Genomic DNA, 14083 nt, shown 5'->3' on the forward strand with positions numbered 1-14083 from the left:
TCCAGGCCGTCTCGATGGCGTCGCTAGCCTGCCGTTGGGGTCCGCTGCGGTTCGGGGGCTGCGTCGGCCAAATGGCGGCTCGAGGCATGGAAGACGTCGTGCACGAGGCCGAGCTTCTCGAGGCCGAGAATGATCAGGCCGTTGAGATCAAACTCGTACCAGGCATGTGAGAGATAGGCATCGCGGGGGAAGCGGTGGTGATTGTTGTGCAGTCCCTCGCCGAACGTGATGATCGTGGTGACGAGTTCGTTGGTCGAGGCATCGTCAACCTCATAGCGGCGGTAGCCGTAGTTGTGGCAGACCGATCCGGTGAGCGAGGAGACGAGGATCAGCACGTAGCAGCGGAACAGGCCTGAAAACAGCACGCAGCCGATCATGGCGTGCAGGCCGCCGAGTGCATAGCCGATGGCGCCGGGAATGAAGACGCCGGACATGCCGTACCAGAACCAGCGCGTGCGGACGAAGAACATCGCGATGGGATCGGCGAGGATATCCTTGGCATAGTATTCGTTGTCGGTCGTGGCCTGGTCGAACGCCCAGCCGCCGTGCGCGTGCAGCATGCCCTTCAGTGCGCTCAGATAGGGCGCACCAAAACCGTCGTAATGCGGGCTGTGAGGATCGCCGGCATCGTCAGCATAGAGGTGATGGCGTCGGTGGTTGCCGACCCATTTCAGGATCGAGCCCTGCACGGCCATCTGTGCGATCGCGCAGAAGACCACGCGCATCACCGGGCCGCAGCGAAAGCTGCGGTGCACGAGCAGGCGGTGCATGCCGGCGCCGATGCCGAAAGTGGTCAGCGCGAACATGCCGGCGAACACGGAGAGCTCGATCCAGCCGATGCCCTGCACGGCGGCCCAGATCAGGGCGGCGACCGTGCCGGCATAGAGGATGCCGAGCAACAGGTAGGTCTCGCGGAGTTTTGCCTGCACGGCCGGTCCGCCGACGATGACACCCGGTGGAAGCTGCGGCCGGATCGACTGCGACCCGGCAGGCGTGAACTCAACGTCTGCGACGGACATTCCAGACTCCCGATCCCGCAGCGATTGCGGAGACATCCCGGCACACCTTATAGCGCCTATCCCCGGCCTTCCAAGGCTTCCGTCGCGGGAAAGTTAAGGACCAGCCGAACCGGAGGCGCCGTGCCCGCACCAACAAGTCGTCCCTTGATCCAGGTCAAGCCGAGTGATTCCGCTGGCCGGCAAGTGAAGCTCATCGAGGATTGATGTGCGGGGAGCTCATGCGGATCGCGAAACTCATTTGTTCCGGACTTTTTGTCGGGTTGGTCGGCGCGGGCCTACTCATGTCACGGGCCGCAGCGCAAGTGCTGGTCGACGTCTCCAAGATCACTTGCGACCAAGACATCACCCAGCGCATCACGCACAGCCGCACCGTGAACGTCTGGCTGAGCGGCTTCTACGCCGGTCGTCGCAACAATCCGGTCGTCGATACCCAGGCGCTGGAGCGGAATTCCAACAAGGTCTCGCGGTTCTGCGAGTCGCATCGCGACATGCCGCTACTGGATGCGGTCGAGGCCGCAGCGAAGTAGGGCGGTCATCGAGGCGATTTGAAAGCGTATTGGTGCGAAGCGTGTCTCGGCAACTCTAGGCGGGCTGCAACTGCGCCGATCGGACAATCAGGCGTTCGAGTTGATCGCGGTTCTGCTTTTCGGCGAACTTGACCGCAAAGCCGTGAGCGAATTTCCGGATCACGCGGCCGACGCAGGCGCCGACCGCGAGCGGGGTGCCAATCTCCGGATCGTATTCCGCCGACACGGCGGCGCCCGCGGTCGACATGTCGATGATGAGGCAGGGATGCGTGGCTCCGTCGGCCAGGGTCAGGAGCGTATGCGCGACCTTCGGCACGAACCGAGCGTCGCGCCTCAATTCCTCGATGCTGGCGTCCTTCTGTTTCTTCTCGAGCCAGTTGAGCTTCTCCGACATCCAGGCGCGCCGCGCGCGCGTCATCTCGAGCTCCATCAGGAAGCCCGATTTCAGCGTCTCGCTGATGGTGCATTCGAACTCACCAAAGTCCTGGAAGTAGGAGGTGACGCGCTCGCCGACCTTTCCGACGACGGGGACGTCGACGATCATGCGGAACGGAGAAACGCGCTTGGTGCGGCAGGCGAAGCTACGCAAACGACCCTCGCAGTCGTACCAGCGATGCAACGAATAGCTGCCGCCAACCGTCAATTCCACTGCGCGCTGCCGGAGGAAGTCGTTGACGGACATGAGGGCCAATCGTGTGTCGGATCGTTTCCGCGCGCATCTCTAATGAGAATGTCTAAAGTAATTGATACCGTCGCGCATGATCAGGTGTGAATTTCAGGTTAACGAGATGGGCTGTGCGATGTCGGAATTTGGAACCCTCACGACCTTGTGCAGTGAGCGCAACGGTACCGGCTTTGCGCTGATGGACGGCAGGGAACGACGGGCCGATGAGGCCGGCCCCGGAACGATCTGCACGGCTTGAGCATTTCGACTTGGGCAGATCGTGGAGAGATCTCGATGGGTATGCTGGACCCTGGTCGTTTCCTGATTTCGTGCCCCGAATGCCGCGCCTGGCCGATGGCGGCCAAGATTCGGAAATCCGCGTGGGCGACGCCGACCGAGGTCACCTTCGTTTGCGGCGGATGTGGCTTCCAGGAGGCGGCTGTCGTCTCAGCGTCAGGGCAGCTGGCGAAGATCGAGAAGCTGCCAAGGCTGCCGCGGCGCGCGCGACCGGCGCAGCGTCGATATCGCGGCGGATACGTTGCCGACAAAGCCCTTGGCTAGGTGGAAGCGCCGCTGTCGCCCGTCACTGGTTCGAGCGTGGGAACAGCGCTCCCGTGTCCAGCCGCATGCGAAACAATGAATGCTGTCGCAAGGAAATGTCGGCGTCGCTGGGCGTTGGTGGGGATGAATCTCAGGAGGAAATCCATGCGAATGTTGATTCTGACTGTTCCCCTTGCGCTCGCAACGCTGATTGTGCCGGCAACGGCGCAGCAGAACTCAAACGAAACCCTTCAGCATGAGGCGGACAAGGGCGTGAAGACACGCAACTCCGGAGCATCGGGCTTCGTGAGCGAACAGGAGAAGCCGGGCTCAGCGACCCACATCCCCGGCCAATCCAATTCCACCACGACGACGGGCGCGGCAACTGCTGCTCCGAGCGCGCCGAACTCGGGAACAGGAATTGCCGGTGCGCCCGGCAACAAGAACGGACCGCCCGCGCGACAGGGAACGGTCGGTTCGAGCTCGAAGAATCCATCGGTCGAACAGCAGGACTCTTCGAACGTGAAGGGGCTACCGGGCAACAAGAGCGGCCCGCCTGCCAAGCGTTAGGTTTTTGGGTGATGCGTGAGGGAGACTTGCATGTACGCCCTGTTCGAAGGTCAGAGGCAAATCGGGAGTCCGCTCACGACTGAGAAGGAAGTCCGGGAGGCCGCCTTGATCGAGGGCCTGGTAACGGACGTTCCGGTCGCGGACGAGGAGGGCGGTCGGATTCTGCCGGCCGGCTATGTCGAGCGATTGGACGAGGTTTGCGATCCACGCGCCGAGTGGAGACTGCCTGGGGCGATTTCCTGAGACTGCGAGCTGGCGCAAGCGCACGCGATCGCAACAACGCCGCTTGCAAGATGCAGGCGGCGTTGTTTCTCTCGCTGAGGACCTCCCTGTCCCGGTGGCCATCTCTTGGACCGCCTTTGTCGTCGCGCATGTTCGTAAGTGCACACGGCGCGTCGCGACCGGCGAGGCTTGCAACGCGCGGCGTTAAGGTAAACGGGCAGGGACAGTTGACGGGCGCGGACATTGTCTTACGCTGGAGCCATTGCGTTTCGAGTTGTTGTCAGAGGTGCTGTTGTGCTGCCGAGCGGACAGAATGGCGTCGCTCCCCGGCACGACGAACCGGCGCTCAAGCATGATCCGGAAAAGTGCGCAGCGGTTTTCCCTCGCGACAAACCGGAGCGCGTTTGCGCAGAGATCCTGCTCAAACAAAGACCTAAAGCGCGATGACGCTTCAACCTAAGGCCATCGCGCTCTAGCGTCGCCATCCATCCTTGTCGAAAGAGCCTAGGACAGGCAAGGTTCGTCCTTGCTTGTTGGGCACGTCATGGCATCTCGTCTGGCAAGGCAGGAGACGGCCCCGGCTCGGCTGGGGATGTCGCAGGTTGGGGCCGGGGCCGTTCCGGCCGGCATCGGCGGGAGCCGGCAGCAGAGAAAGCCGCTTGCGTTGCCGTTTGTTCCTATTTTCGAACAACGCCACTCAGGTGATCTTCGGTTCCGTGCCGAGGGCGCGCTCCAGCTCGTCAGCCAAGACGTCCAGCTGGGCGGCAAGCCTGGCGAACAGCTCGCGCTTCCTGGCGTCGGTCGCCAGATCACGGATCAATGCGCATTCGGCGGCCTCCGTGCGTAGCTTCTCGAGCTGGGCCTTTATGTCTTTCATTGAGTGCCCCTCTTCTTCTTGGGCGAGAGCCGTACCTCTCCAGGCGTCGAATTGCCATGTTTTCCCGATCTCGACGCCGGGATTTACCTAGCATGTCGGAGACGGAGGACGCCACAAATGTTGGCTGAACAGCGGTTCGCTGCGCGGGCTCAACCGGCGCGGGATCGATTGCGCCTGAACGTGACGATCATCTGAACCAGAAGGATGCCGGCAAGGCCGCCGAGGGCCTTTTGCAGGGCGTGCGGCAGATAGGGATCGCGGTCCGGCTGCAAGGCCTGGAGAAGCTCCAGCAGGAAGGCGGCGCCGACCACGAGCACGCAGGCCAGGCGAAGGCGATCCGGAAGGGCCCGCGCGACGAGGACACCGAGGAGGCCATAGGCGCAGAGACGCTCGATGGCGGCGACCAGCAGCGGCTCGTGGTGGCTGATGAACACGGGCCGCCCCGCCATCGGAGACAGCGTGGCATAGACGATCAGGCCAAGGCAGGCGCCGGCCGCCATGAGCGCGATTTTCCGGTTCATCCCGCGAGCAATAGCCGAGCGCGCCGGCGGGCGCCTTTGAAAGCGCCAAATATCGTTAAGCGTGCACGCAGCAGAATGCGCCAGTTGAAGGCTTGCGCGGCGCTTCGGCTGCTGGCTAGCGACCTTCGAGCCAGGTCGAGACGATCGACGTCGAATAATCGAGCCCGGCAAGCAATGCCAATACGACGAGGCAGATGAGGAATTTCGCCGTCCTTCGACCCAGGCTTTCGCCCGCGGACTGATCTTTCGCGCGCGGGGCCACAAGTCCCGCAATCGCCGCGGCAATAGCCGCTGTCGCTGCCATCAGGAGAGCCGTACCGGCGAAGAAAGGCCAGGGCGCCTTCGGCGGCAGCAGTGGTTCGAGCCAGGCGGGGGCGGAGTCGCGCCAGGATCCCAGCAGAAGGCCCCATCCGAACGCGAACACGAAGAACTTGATGAAGTCCGGCCCGGGTGCGTGGGGCACAAGGCGGATGCCCGTTGTCTCGAGCGCCCATTCGATAAAGTCATCAGCCGTGAAGAACAGGAACAGGCCCAGGCAGATCGGAAACAACGACGAAGCCAAGGCTCCGATGAAGCCGAAGAACACCATGTAGAGCACGAATTTCGCGATGAACACGACGGCGCGCGGCGGATCCTCGGAGGAGCCATGGGCCGGTCGCTTGGCAACAAATTTGTACCGCGCCATGTGCTCCAGCATGCGGCGGCGTCGGTCCGGGACAAGTTGCGTGGTCTGACGCAGCCAGGTGGGCGGCGTCGGTGCAGGTGCGGGCGTGCCGGCCTTGCCTTCCGTGCTTGGCCCGCCTCGCTCCACATGTCCCTCCAAACGGGCACCACGGCCTCGCGCCATCATTGGTCGCTGCGAGGAGGCTGGCGGGTTCATGGAGGTGGCTGCGGGGTGTGAATCAGCGCCGGCCGCTCAATACGGATGAAAGCGAAAGCTGGATCGACGATGTCGTTGAGAGTTGTGGCGCACCCTGGCGAAGCGCGATATACGAGCGGAATCAACAGGTTTGCTGCTTTTTTGAAGCCAGATTCGCGCATTGATGCGCTTAACTATTTCCGCTGTTGGCAAACCTTGCCTGCGGCAAGGGAGGGGGGCGCTTACTCAGCATGTAGGGCTATTAAACCTGCAGCTGGAACCTAATCGCGACATTGGACGTTCGTTTTTGCGAATAAGCAGCGCCGTCGCCCCGGCGCAGCAAGCGCCGAGGCCGAGGCGCTGAGCTTGCGCGGGGAGGAACGCTCATGAGACTCACCCTTTCGGTCATCAAGGCAGACGTTGGCTCCGTTGGAGGGCATACAAAACCGTCTTCACGCATGATGGCGGCTGTCGATGTCGAAGTCGGGAAGGCGATCGCTACTGGTCTTTTGATCGACGGCTTCATCTGCCACACCGGCGACGACATCGCGATCATCATGACGCACACCAGGGGCGAAGGCAGCTCCGAGGTCCATCAATTCGCCTGGAAGACGTTTCTTGCGGCGACTTCGGTTGCAAAGACTTCCGGTCTCTACGGCGCTGGCCAGGATCTTCTCGCAGACGCACCTTCCGGAAACATTCGCGGTGCCGGCCCGGGCGTCGCCGAACTCAGCTTCGAGCACAGCCTATCGGGCCCGAGGCCCGCGGAGTCGTTCATGGTGTTCGCCGCCGACAAATGCGGCCCCGGCGCTTACAACCTGCCGCTCTACCTTGCCTTTGCCGATCCCATGTATTGCGCGGGGCTGATGCTGCCCCCGATGATCAAGGGATTCCGTTTCCATATCATTGACATGGACAACACAGCCGGCGACAGCGTGATCGAACTCGACGCGCCCGCGGACAACTACCACATTGCCGCGCTGCTACGCGACAACGAGCGCTTTGGCATTGATCGCATCGTTTCGCAAACACATGGCGAGGTCGCCGCCGCTGTGTCAGCGCAGCGTCTTCACGCGATCGCAGGCAAGTACACCGGCAAGGATGATCCGGTCGCGATCATCAGGAACCAGGGAATTTTCCCGGCGCCGGAGGAAATCGTCTCGCCGTTCGCCAAGGCGCACTTCGTCGGTGGCGATGCACGCGGCTCGCACGTGATGCCGCTGATGCCGGTGCCGCTCAATACACCGGTGACTGGCATGTACTGTCTGCCGATCGTTTCCTGCGCCGGCTTTTCGATCGACAAGGATGGCCGCTTCTCGGAGTCCTATACCGACTTCTTCGACAACCTGGCGTGGGACGAGGTGCGCCGGCGTGCACAACGCAAGGCCATCGAGATGCGCAGCCAAGGCTGGTCGGGTGCTGCGATGCTGCCCTATTCCGAGCTGGAGTATGGCGGCTTCCGCGACACCGTGTCAGCTCTGCTGAAGCGCTTTCGGTTGCGAGAGGAGCGCAAGCCTGAAGCGGCCGAATAGAGAGCATGCGACACGGGCGCTATTGCGACATGCTAGTAGGAGGTGGGCGTGGCGAGAAAACGCATCGGCATTCTCACGGGCGGCGGCGACGTCCCCGGCCTCAATGCAATCATCAAGACCGTGACTTATCGCGGCAGCGAGGACGACATCGAAGTCGTCGGGCTCCGCCGCGGTTGGGAGGCCCTCACGCATCTGAACCTCGACGACCCCGCCAGCAAATCCCACTACCTCATCCCGCTCAATCGCGAAAATACGCGCATCATCGACCGACGCGGCGGGACCGTGCTGCACTCGAGCCGTACCAATCCTTCAAAAATGAAAAAGCTGCCCGATCATCTCGTCGGCCAAGACCTTCCGGTTTCGGAGAGTGCCAAGGGCGGTATCTCGATCAAGACCTGGGACCTCACCGGCCAGGTACTGGCGAACCTGTCCGGGCTCGGCATCGATCACCTGATCGCGATCGGTGGTGACGACACGCTCAGCTATGCGGACAAGCTCAGCGGACTCGGCGTCAAGATCATCGCCATCCCGAAGACGATGGACAACGATGTCCGCAACACCGAGTATTGCATCGGCTTCTCGACCGCGATCACCCGCGCCAGCGACGCCATCCAGCGGCAGCGCACCACTGTCGGCTCGCACGAGCGAGTTGGAATTTTCCGCATCTTTGGCCGCGATGCCGGATTTACGGCACTCTATACTGCGTACGCAACTTCGATCCGATGCGTGATACCGGAGTACAAAGTCAATCTTGATAAGTTGATCGAGCTGCTGCGCGAGGAAAAGCGCGCCAACCCAAGCAACTACGCGCTGATCGTGCTCAGCGAAGGCGCCGAGTGGGAGGGCTACAAGATGCAGGAATACGGCGAACCTGACGCCTACGGTCACCGCAAAAGGACGAGCGTGGCCGAAGCGCTTGCCGACGAGATCAAGCAACGCGCCGGCGAGGAGACCATCGTCTCCGATCTCACCTACGATCTGCGATCGGGCGATCCTGACTTCATCGACAAGCTAGTCGCCCTGACTTTCGGTAACATGGCCTACGATGCGATCCTGGAAGGCAAGACCGGCCTTATGTCGGCGCTGGTCGAGGGACGCTACGACCTTGTGCCCATCCCTGACGCCAGGCTCGGGCCGCGCGTATTGGACGTCGCCAGCACATACAACACGGAGCGCTACCGTCCTCTCTATTCCAACAAGCGGGGCCTGCCGATCTTCCTCAACCGCGCGTCTTAGGCGTCCTTTGGCCCCAAACGCGGCATCCTGGGTGAACCTGCCGGCACGATAATCCCGTCGGATCCTGGTTTGCCAGATCGCGCGAAAAGCGAAACCAAATCAAAGATGTCTTGGGAATTGTGGCGCTCCCTAGCGGAATCGAACCGCTCTCTCCACCGTGAAAGGGTGGCGTCCTAACCGATAGACGAAGGGAGCTAAACTGCGCCGTGCCGTGGCCCAAACGAGTCGTGCCCGAGGCCAGCAGCGGCCGAACGTATAGTGGCCTTTGGGCTGACGGGCAAGCCGTTCGGGAACGGAGTTTTGCGGCTGTGGGCAGCCCCGCATCCGGGAAAGTTCGGAGGTAAATTCAACGGTTTGTTAGGGTTCCCTGCGGTAGCGCTGGAGCTGGAGATTTTCAATCAATGGCTCTGACCAAGAAGCGGGACGCGCGCAAGCTCCTGTCCCAGCATGCCTGGATTACGCTCGAGGGCGGCTTTGCCGCGCGGCATTGCCTGGTGCAGGACATCTCGAAGTCCGGCGCGCGGATCACACTTGACGAGGACGCGAACCAGTTGCCCGGCGTGATCCGGATGGCGTTTTCGCGCGACGCCCGCACTGGCCAGAGTTGCCAAGTGGTGTGGCGGCGCGGCAGGTCGGCCGGGATCCGCTTCATCTGACATTCGTGCAAGCCCAGCCGGGTGGAAACCGGCCGGCCGGCACGTTACAAGGCCGGATGCGCGCACCTCTCGCCATCCTCATCGGACTTGTCGTCGTCGTATCGGCTCAGGCCGAGACATTGCCGCGGACGGCACCCGTTGCCTCGCCGTCGACGACCAAGGTCTTGCCGCTCAAGGGCACCAATGGTGCCAATCCGTGCAGTGCCTTTGGTCCGGGCTTCGTCAAGGTCGAGAGCACCGGGAGTTGCGTGAAGATCGGCGGCTCCATCGATGTCGGCACCGGCACGACGATCCGGCGCTAGACCCTTATGCCGACCAACTTGCTCCAACTCGACATCGTCGTTCCCGTCCTGACCTATTGCGCGTTGCTGTGGTGGGTCGGCCGCGGCATGAGCTGGACGAGGCGGCTCATCACCGCGGCGGTCACGCTCGTGCTGGTCGCCTGGATCGTGCTGGCCGAGCGCGGCTGGCGCTGAGTGTTAAGACATCGGCGGCGCGACGTAGGTGGTAAATCCCCGGCGGCCTGCGAACTGCGCGAACCAGCGCTCGAGATGCGACAGAGCGGGGCGGACGATACCTTCGACACCGAGCCAGCGGCGCGCATAGGCGCCGAGCGCAATGTCGGCGATGGTGAAGTCGTCGCCTTCGACGTAACGGCGCGCTGCAAGCTGGCGATCGAGCACCTGCCATATCTCGGCTGCGGTGTCGGCATCCTTCTGGAGCTGCACCATGTCGCGCTGTTCGGGCGGCGTGCGCACCAATCCCCAGAACACGGGGCGATCAACCGGCTGGAGCGTCGACAGTGTCCAGTCGAGCCAGCGGTCGACGGCGGCGCGCCGCTTCGGCGCAGCCGGATAGATCGGTGTGCCGCGGCCGTGGGCGAGGCAGAGATAGCGCATGATGGAATTGGATTCCCACAGCACGAAATCGCCCTCGACCAGCGTCGGGATCCGCGCGTTCGGATTCATCGCGAGATAGTCCGCCTCGCGCGTGCGGCCATACTGCATGCCGGCGTCGATGCGCGCGAAGGGTAGGTCGAGTTCAGTGAGGCACCACAGCACTTTCTGCACGTTGACCGAATTGGCACGTCCCCAGATCGTCAGTTGCGGCTGCTTGTCATCAGGCACGTGGGTCCTCCCGCCGTGATGTTTCGGCGGTGATAGCGGAAATTGGCGCGAAGTGCGACGTGATTGCGCTGATGCCCCTCATGCAAAAAGCTCCGCCGCCGGCGGAGCTCTTTTCATCTTGGCAGAACTTTGCGGTCGATCAGTGGCCCAGAAACAGCCACAGCAGGATGATCACCGGGATCGGCACGCCGAGCAACCACAGCAGAATTCCACGTCCCATCGTTTCCTCCTCCAATTGCTTGTGAGGGGTGAACGCTGATGAAAGTAGCTTGTTCCTGAGTGCTGCGCCGCGTGCATCAGGGTTTCGGTGTGTCGCCGAGGGAGAGCGCGATGCGGAACAGCGAATAGCGGTTGCGCTCGACTGCCTCGCGCACAAGGCCTACCAGTGGCCGGTGTTGGGCATCGAGAGCCACGGCTCCTGCGGCGGCTTCGGATCGCCCTTCTGCAACAGCTCGATCGAGTGCAGGTCGGGCGAGCGGACGAACGCCATGTTGCCGTCGCGCGGCGGACGGTTGATGGTGACGCCGGCCTTCATCAGCTTCTCGCAGGTCGCGTAGATGTCGTCGACCTCGTAGGCGAGATGGCCGAAGAAGCGGTCCTCGCCGTACTTCTCCTCGTCCCAATTGTAGGTGAGCTCGACCAGGGGCGCGCCGCGCGTCTTCGGCTGGTTCTTCAGGGCGTCGAGGTCGTCCGCGGAGCACAGGAAGACCAGTGTGAAGCGGCCCTTGTCGTTCTCGATCCGCCGCACCTCCTTCAGCCCCAGCGCATCCTGATAAAACTTTAGCGCAACATCGAGGTTGCGCACGCGCAGCATGGTGTGGAGGTAACGCATGGTTGGGGCTCCCTGTTGTTTTGTGGGATGGTTTTGGTTGAGGCGGTCGGGGCAAGAAATAGCAGCAAATTTCATCAGGGGGCAGGGGTTTGCGTGCGAAAAGATTCAGGCGAGCGGTACGGCAGAATTCATGAGACGTCCCCAAAATTGCCTGAGTATCTTCGGAAGTCCGAAGCGGAGATTTGGGCTATAGTTCGGCTATGATCAGATTATTCGCTTTCGTCTTTTTGATTGTCTCTGTTCGCTCAGTCGAAGCGGCCTCACTTCCGAAAGAGATGTTGGGAGCGTGGGCGCCTGACCCCTCTGCCTGTCGCGCACAGGCGAGTGAGCTGGGGATGACGATCGAGCCGCAAGCCGTCTTGTTTTACGAACACGGCTTCGACATCAAGCGCCTGGCCAAACTAAAGGATGGGTCGCTGAGGGCTTCCGGGTTCAGCTTCGCAGATGACGGGCGCACGAAGGACACGCTTACGCTCAAGTCTCTATCGACTGATACCATCGAGGTTGGAGGCCAGATTTATCATCGTTGCAAGAATGAAAACCAAAATGGAGGGGCGCAATGAGTGATCGCCGTTCTATTGAAATCGTGACTGCTGCGCTGTCAGGCGCGTCCGCCGAAGAGTAGGCCGCGTGCCACTTGCCTGCACTAGCCTCAGCCAAGCATCTCCAGCTTCAACAAGATTATCCAACGTGTTGAATTGTGTGGAGGTGGATCGGCAGATATCTGACAAAGAAAAACCCCACGCAGTTGCTGCGCGGGGTTCTTCAAAGCCGACCGGGGCTGGAGGGTCGGCACCACTCATATCGCTGTCTTTGCTTCAACGGGGGTCGGCGGATTTCGTTCCGTAGGGGCTGGACTTATTTGGGCTTGCTCGACGATCGAAACTTCGAAACAGCCGGCTTCGCGGAGCTCGGCGGCCTTCTTCTCGGCCGCCTCCCGCGATTCCCTTCTGAGGACCACCAGCCCCGCACCGTCGCGGGCATGTATGAAATACGCCATTCTCAAATCCTGCCTCGTTTGCATACACACGGGTTTTCATTCTCACAACACTTGCATTTTTGTTCCGTGTTTGTTCTAATGGGCAATCCCAGGGAGGATGGCTCATGGACGTCGAGAAACAGCGCGAACTGATCCGGCTTTGGAATCGACTGCGGAAGGTCGAAGGACCGGCTGCTGAAGAGATCCGCATTCAGATCCTCGAGATGTTCGGCGAGCGCAGTCCAACGAAACGGGCGGCGTAAGCCAGCCACGCTGCACGTCGAATGAAAACGCGTGAGATCGGACGAGCGGATGCGTGCTTTGTTAAGATTTGCTTCGTGCTGATTTCCAGGATTCCGATTCGTTCTTTGAGAACGAAATGGAGTCAGACGCAGAACATTGTTCGACTTCGCTAGCGGCCCGCGCATTGGTCTCGTGCAGCGGCCAGCTCGGCGCGAGTAAGCGTCCGCAAGCAGCGGGAAAAGCCTAACCAATACTTTCCCTAACGCGGGTAATGCTACTCGGTTAGGTTAAAAGCCGGATCGCGTTGCAGTTGCGGCGGGTTGCGATAGGTGTGCGTGGCAGACAGGCCAACACAAATAACAACAACCATGACACCGTTTTCAGTCTCATCATTTTATCAGGCCGATCGACAGACCTACCGACGCGTTGTGCTCGTCGGCATGCTGTTCTGCCTGGCCTTCGTTGTGATCAGTTTCTCGCTGCGGCCGCAGGTGGAGGAGACGCGCGTATTGGTGAAGGCCGACAGGCTGGTCCGTACCGCAGGTCAGGCGCCGCACGCGCACTAGGGTTTGTTGCCGCTCACGCGATCGTCGGTCGACCGGCCGCGCGCGCTGCTGCGAGCGGCGAGCGCCAGGAAGCCGGCGAGGCCGCCGATATTGAGCAACATTTCCAGCCAGACGGGCATCCCACGCCTCTATTCCCGGGAAGAAGCGGACTAACGCAGAAGTTGCATATTGGTTCCCGCCTGGTTCGTCACGGGCGGGACGAGGGATCGAACCGGCGGCCGAGATTGTCGACCGATTCCGTCGAGGGCGCGTCTTTCAGGAAATCGGCGATGGCGCGGGCGAGTTCCCGATCGCTCATCGGTCCCTGGGGCGCATGCAATGTGCCGAGGTCGAAGCTGCGGACGATGACCTCGTAGTGATCGTCATTCCGGCTGGGGATGAGCTTGCGGATGCGCGCCAGCAATGCGGAAACCGGCATCGGATCTCCTCCAAATCCCTCCCCATTGGCAGCACGCGCCGGCTGCTGCCGCCGCGGCTCGAAACTGAAAACCCCGCCAGCACCACTTGCGATGCCGACGGGGTCTCATGCAGTCGCCTCGACCGGATGACGGAGGCTCCCGCACTTGCGATGCCAACCGTGCCGGGGCGTCTTCGTTCCCTGCGATCAGAACTTTTTCAGGACGTCGTCGCGGTTCCCGCGGCGAACCATCGCAGCCGGCGGACGTTATCCCGGCAACAGCGAAGGAGGAGTAGCGATGAGAAAGACATTGGCGGTTCTTGGCACCGTTGTTGCGGTGGGCGCCACCGCGCTTGCTCCGCCGGCGCAGGCGGGCGGCCGCGGCATCGGTCCGGGTTTGGCGTTCGGTCTCGCGGCCGGCGCGATCACCGCGGGCGCGATCGCGGCGTCGCAGCCCTACTACGGACCGGGTTACTATTATGGCCCGAGCTACTATTACGGGCCTGCCTATTATGGCCCGGGTCCTTACGCCTATTACGGCGGGCCGCGCTATTATCGGCACCACTACTGGCGCCACTGGTAACGAAAGGTCGCCGGCAAAACGAAAGCCCGGAGCGCTGCTCCGGGCTTTTGCCTGTGTGTGCCGAGCATGATCGACAGCTTGGAGGTGGAAGTCTTCTATCCAGCCTGATGGCGGCGAAGGATTAGCAAAGCGC

At 61.9% G+C, this 14083-nt stretch carries 22 protein-coding genes and 1 tRNA gene; 13 read left to right on the forward strand and 10 right to left on the reverse strand.

The window, feature by feature from the left end; genetic code table 11:
• Positions 1-23 precede the first annotated feature (23 nt).
• Positions 24-1019: an acyl-CoA desaturase gene (locus JQ632_RS16320; protein ID WP_212403597.1), complete on the reverse strand. Its 996-nt coding sequence runs from the start codon at positions 1017-1019 to the stop codon at positions 24-26.
• 281 nt (positions 1020-1300) lie between these two features.
• Here JQ632_RS16320 and JQ632_RS16325 point away from each other — a divergent pair, with 281 nt between their 5' ends.
• Positions 1301-1546 carry an HdeA/HdeB family chaperone gene (locus JQ632_RS16325; RefSeq protein WP_249152079.1) on the forward strand — a complete coding sequence of 82 codons (246 nt, stop codon included), beginning with the start codon at positions 1301-1303 and terminating at the stop codon, positions 1544-1546.
• Positions 1547-1601: 55 nt separating this feature from the next.
• Here JQ632_RS16325 and JQ632_RS16330 read toward each other — a convergent pair whose 3' ends face one another.
• A complete protein-coding gene (locus JQ632_RS16330; protein ID WP_212403599.1) occupies positions 1602-2228 on the reverse strand; it encodes a PilZ domain-containing protein in 627 nt (208 codons plus the stop codon).
• A gap of 276 nt (positions 2229-2504) precedes the next feature.
• Here JQ632_RS16330 and JQ632_RS16335 point away from each other — a divergent pair, with 276 nt between their 5' ends.
• From JQ632_RS16335 to JQ632_RS16345, 3 genes are all read left to right on the forward strand, one after another.
• Positions 2505-2771 carry a hypothetical protein gene (locus JQ632_RS16335; protein WP_212403600.1) on the forward strand — a complete coding sequence of 89 codons (267 nt, stop codon included), beginning with the start codon at positions 2505-2507 and terminating at the stop codon, positions 2769-2771.
• A 321-nt stretch (positions 2772-3092) separates the two neighbouring features.
• Positions 3093-3320, forward strand: coding sequence for a hypothetical protein (locus JQ632_RS40455; protein WP_409363490.1), 228 nt, complete (start codon positions 3093-3095; stop codon positions 3318-3320).
• Positions 3321-3350: 30 nt separating this feature from the next.
• Positions 3351-3563: a hypothetical protein gene (locus tag JQ632_RS16345; RefSeq protein ID WP_212403602.1), complete on the forward strand. Its 213-nt coding sequence runs from the start codon at positions 3351-3353 to the stop codon at positions 3561-3563.
• Positions 3564-4239: 676 nt separating this feature from the next.
• On the opposite strand, the gene JQ632_RS16350 is transcribed toward JQ632_RS16345, so the two are convergent.
• The 3 genes from JQ632_RS16350 to JQ632_RS16360 all read right to left on the reverse strand — a co-directional run bounded on the left by JQ632_RS16350 (position 4240) and on the right by JQ632_RS16360 (position 5790).
• Entirely contained in the window at positions 4240-4419 is a 180-nt protein-coding gene (locus JQ632_RS16350) for a hypothetical protein (RefSeq protein ID WP_212403603.1), read from the reverse strand.
• Positions 4420-4568: 149 nt separating this feature from the next.
• Positions 4569-4940, reverse strand: coding sequence for a VanZ family protein (locus JQ632_RS16355; protein ID WP_212403604.1), 372 nt, complete (start codon positions 4938-4940; stop codon positions 4569-4571).
• A gap of 115 nt (positions 4941-5055) precedes the next feature.
• Positions 5056-5790, reverse strand: coding sequence for a hypothetical protein (locus JQ632_RS16360; RefSeq protein WP_212403605.1), 735 nt, complete (start codon positions 5788-5790; stop codon positions 5056-5058).
• 395 nt (positions 5791-6185) lie between these two features.
• Between JQ632_RS16360 and JQ632_RS16365 the strand changes: the two genes are divergently transcribed.
• Positions 6186-7331: a fructose-1,6-bisphosphatase gene (locus tag JQ632_RS16365; RefSeq protein WP_212403606.1), complete on the forward strand. Its 1146-nt coding sequence runs from the start codon at positions 6186-6188 to the stop codon at positions 7329-7331.
• Positions 7332-7379: 48 nt separating this feature from the next.
• Entirely contained in the window at positions 7380-8567 is a 1188-nt protein-coding gene (locus JQ632_RS16370) for a 6-phosphofructokinase (protein ID WP_312015614.1), read from the forward strand.
• Positions 8568-8687: 120 nt separating this feature from the next.
• On the opposite strand, the gene JQ632_RS16375 is transcribed toward JQ632_RS16370, so the two are convergent.
• Positions 8688-8762, reverse strand: a tRNA-Glu gene (locus tag JQ632_RS16375).
• A 206-nt stretch (positions 8763-8968) separates the two neighbouring features.
• On the opposite strand from JQ632_RS16375, the gene JQ632_RS16380 reads away from it, so the two are divergent.
• From JQ632_RS16380 to JQ632_RS16390, 3 genes are read left to right on the forward strand one after another with little or no spacing between them, the layout of a single operon-like run.
• Positions 8969-9223 (forward strand): PilZ domain-containing protein, encoded by a 255-nt coding sequence (locus JQ632_RS16380; protein WP_212403608.1) that lies wholly within the window; start codon positions 8969-8971, stop codon positions 9221-9223.
• A gap of 56 nt (positions 9224-9279) precedes the next feature.
• Complete coding sequence (locus JQ632_RS16385; protein ID WP_212403609.1) at positions 9280-9525, forward strand: hypothetical protein; 246 nt, start codon at positions 9280-9282, stop codon at positions 9523-9525.
• A gap of 6 nt (positions 9526-9531) precedes the next feature.
• Complete coding sequence (locus tag JQ632_RS16390; protein WP_212403610.1) at positions 9532-9699, forward strand: hypothetical protein; 168 nt, start codon at positions 9532-9534, stop codon at positions 9697-9699.
• 3 nt (positions 9700-9702) lie between these two features.
• On the opposite strand, the gene JQ632_RS16395 is transcribed toward JQ632_RS16390, so the two are convergent.
• Entirely contained in the window at positions 9703-10350 is a 648-nt protein-coding gene (locus JQ632_RS16395; RefSeq protein WP_212403611.1) for a glutathione S-transferase family protein, read from the reverse strand.
• 379 nt (positions 10351-10729) lie between these two features.
• Positions 10730-11182, reverse strand: coding sequence for a VOC family protein (locus JQ632_RS16400; RefSeq protein WP_212403612.1), 453 nt, complete (start codon positions 11180-11182; stop codon positions 10730-10732).
• Between the two features lie 335 nt (positions 11183-11517).
• On the opposite strand from JQ632_RS16400, the gene JQ632_RS16405 reads away from it, so the two are divergent.
• The 3 genes from JQ632_RS16405 (at position 11518) to JQ632_RS16415 (ending at position 12970) form a co-directional block, all read left to right on the forward strand.
• Complete coding sequence (locus JQ632_RS16405; RefSeq protein WP_212403613.1) at positions 11518-11745, forward strand: hypothetical protein; 228 nt, start codon at positions 11518-11520, stop codon at positions 11743-11745.
• A 541-nt stretch (positions 11746-12286) separates the two neighbouring features.
• Positions 12287-12424: a hypothetical protein gene (locus JQ632_RS16410; RefSeq protein WP_212403614.1), complete on the forward strand. Its 138-nt coding sequence runs from the start codon at positions 12287-12289 to the stop codon at positions 12422-12424.
• A 348-nt stretch (positions 12425-12772) separates the two neighbouring features.
• On the forward strand, positions 12773-12970 hold the full coding sequence (locus JQ632_RS16415; RefSeq protein ID WP_212403615.1) for a hypothetical protein: 198 nt from the start codon (positions 12773-12775) through the stop codon (positions 12968-12970).
• On the opposite strand, the gene JQ632_RS40075 is transcribed toward JQ632_RS16415, so the two are convergent.
• A complete protein-coding gene (locus JQ632_RS40075) occupies positions 12967-13089 on the reverse strand; it encodes a hypothetical protein (protein ID WP_283817680.1) in 123 nt (40 codons plus the stop codon). The genes JQ632_RS16415 and JQ632_RS40075 overlap by 4 nt on opposite strands.
• A 68-nt stretch (positions 13090-13157) precedes the next feature.
• Positions 13158-13388 (reverse strand): hypothetical protein, encoded by a 231-nt coding sequence (locus tag JQ632_RS16420; protein WP_212403616.1) that lies wholly within the window; start codon positions 13386-13388, stop codon positions 13158-13160.
• A gap of 277 nt (positions 13389-13665) precedes the next feature.
• Between JQ632_RS16420 and JQ632_RS16425 the strand changes: the two genes are divergently transcribed.
• Positions 13666-13950 (forward strand): hypothetical protein, encoded by a 285-nt coding sequence (locus JQ632_RS16425; protein WP_212403617.1) that lies wholly within the window; start codon positions 13666-13668, stop codon positions 13948-13950.
• Positions 13951-14083: the final 133 nt, after the last annotated feature.

Source organism: Bradyrhizobium liaoningense, assembly GCF_018130955.1.
Classification (GTDB): Bacteria; Pseudomonadota; Alphaproteobacteria; order Rhizobiales; family Xanthobacteraceae; genus Bradyrhizobium; species Bradyrhizobium liaoningense_C.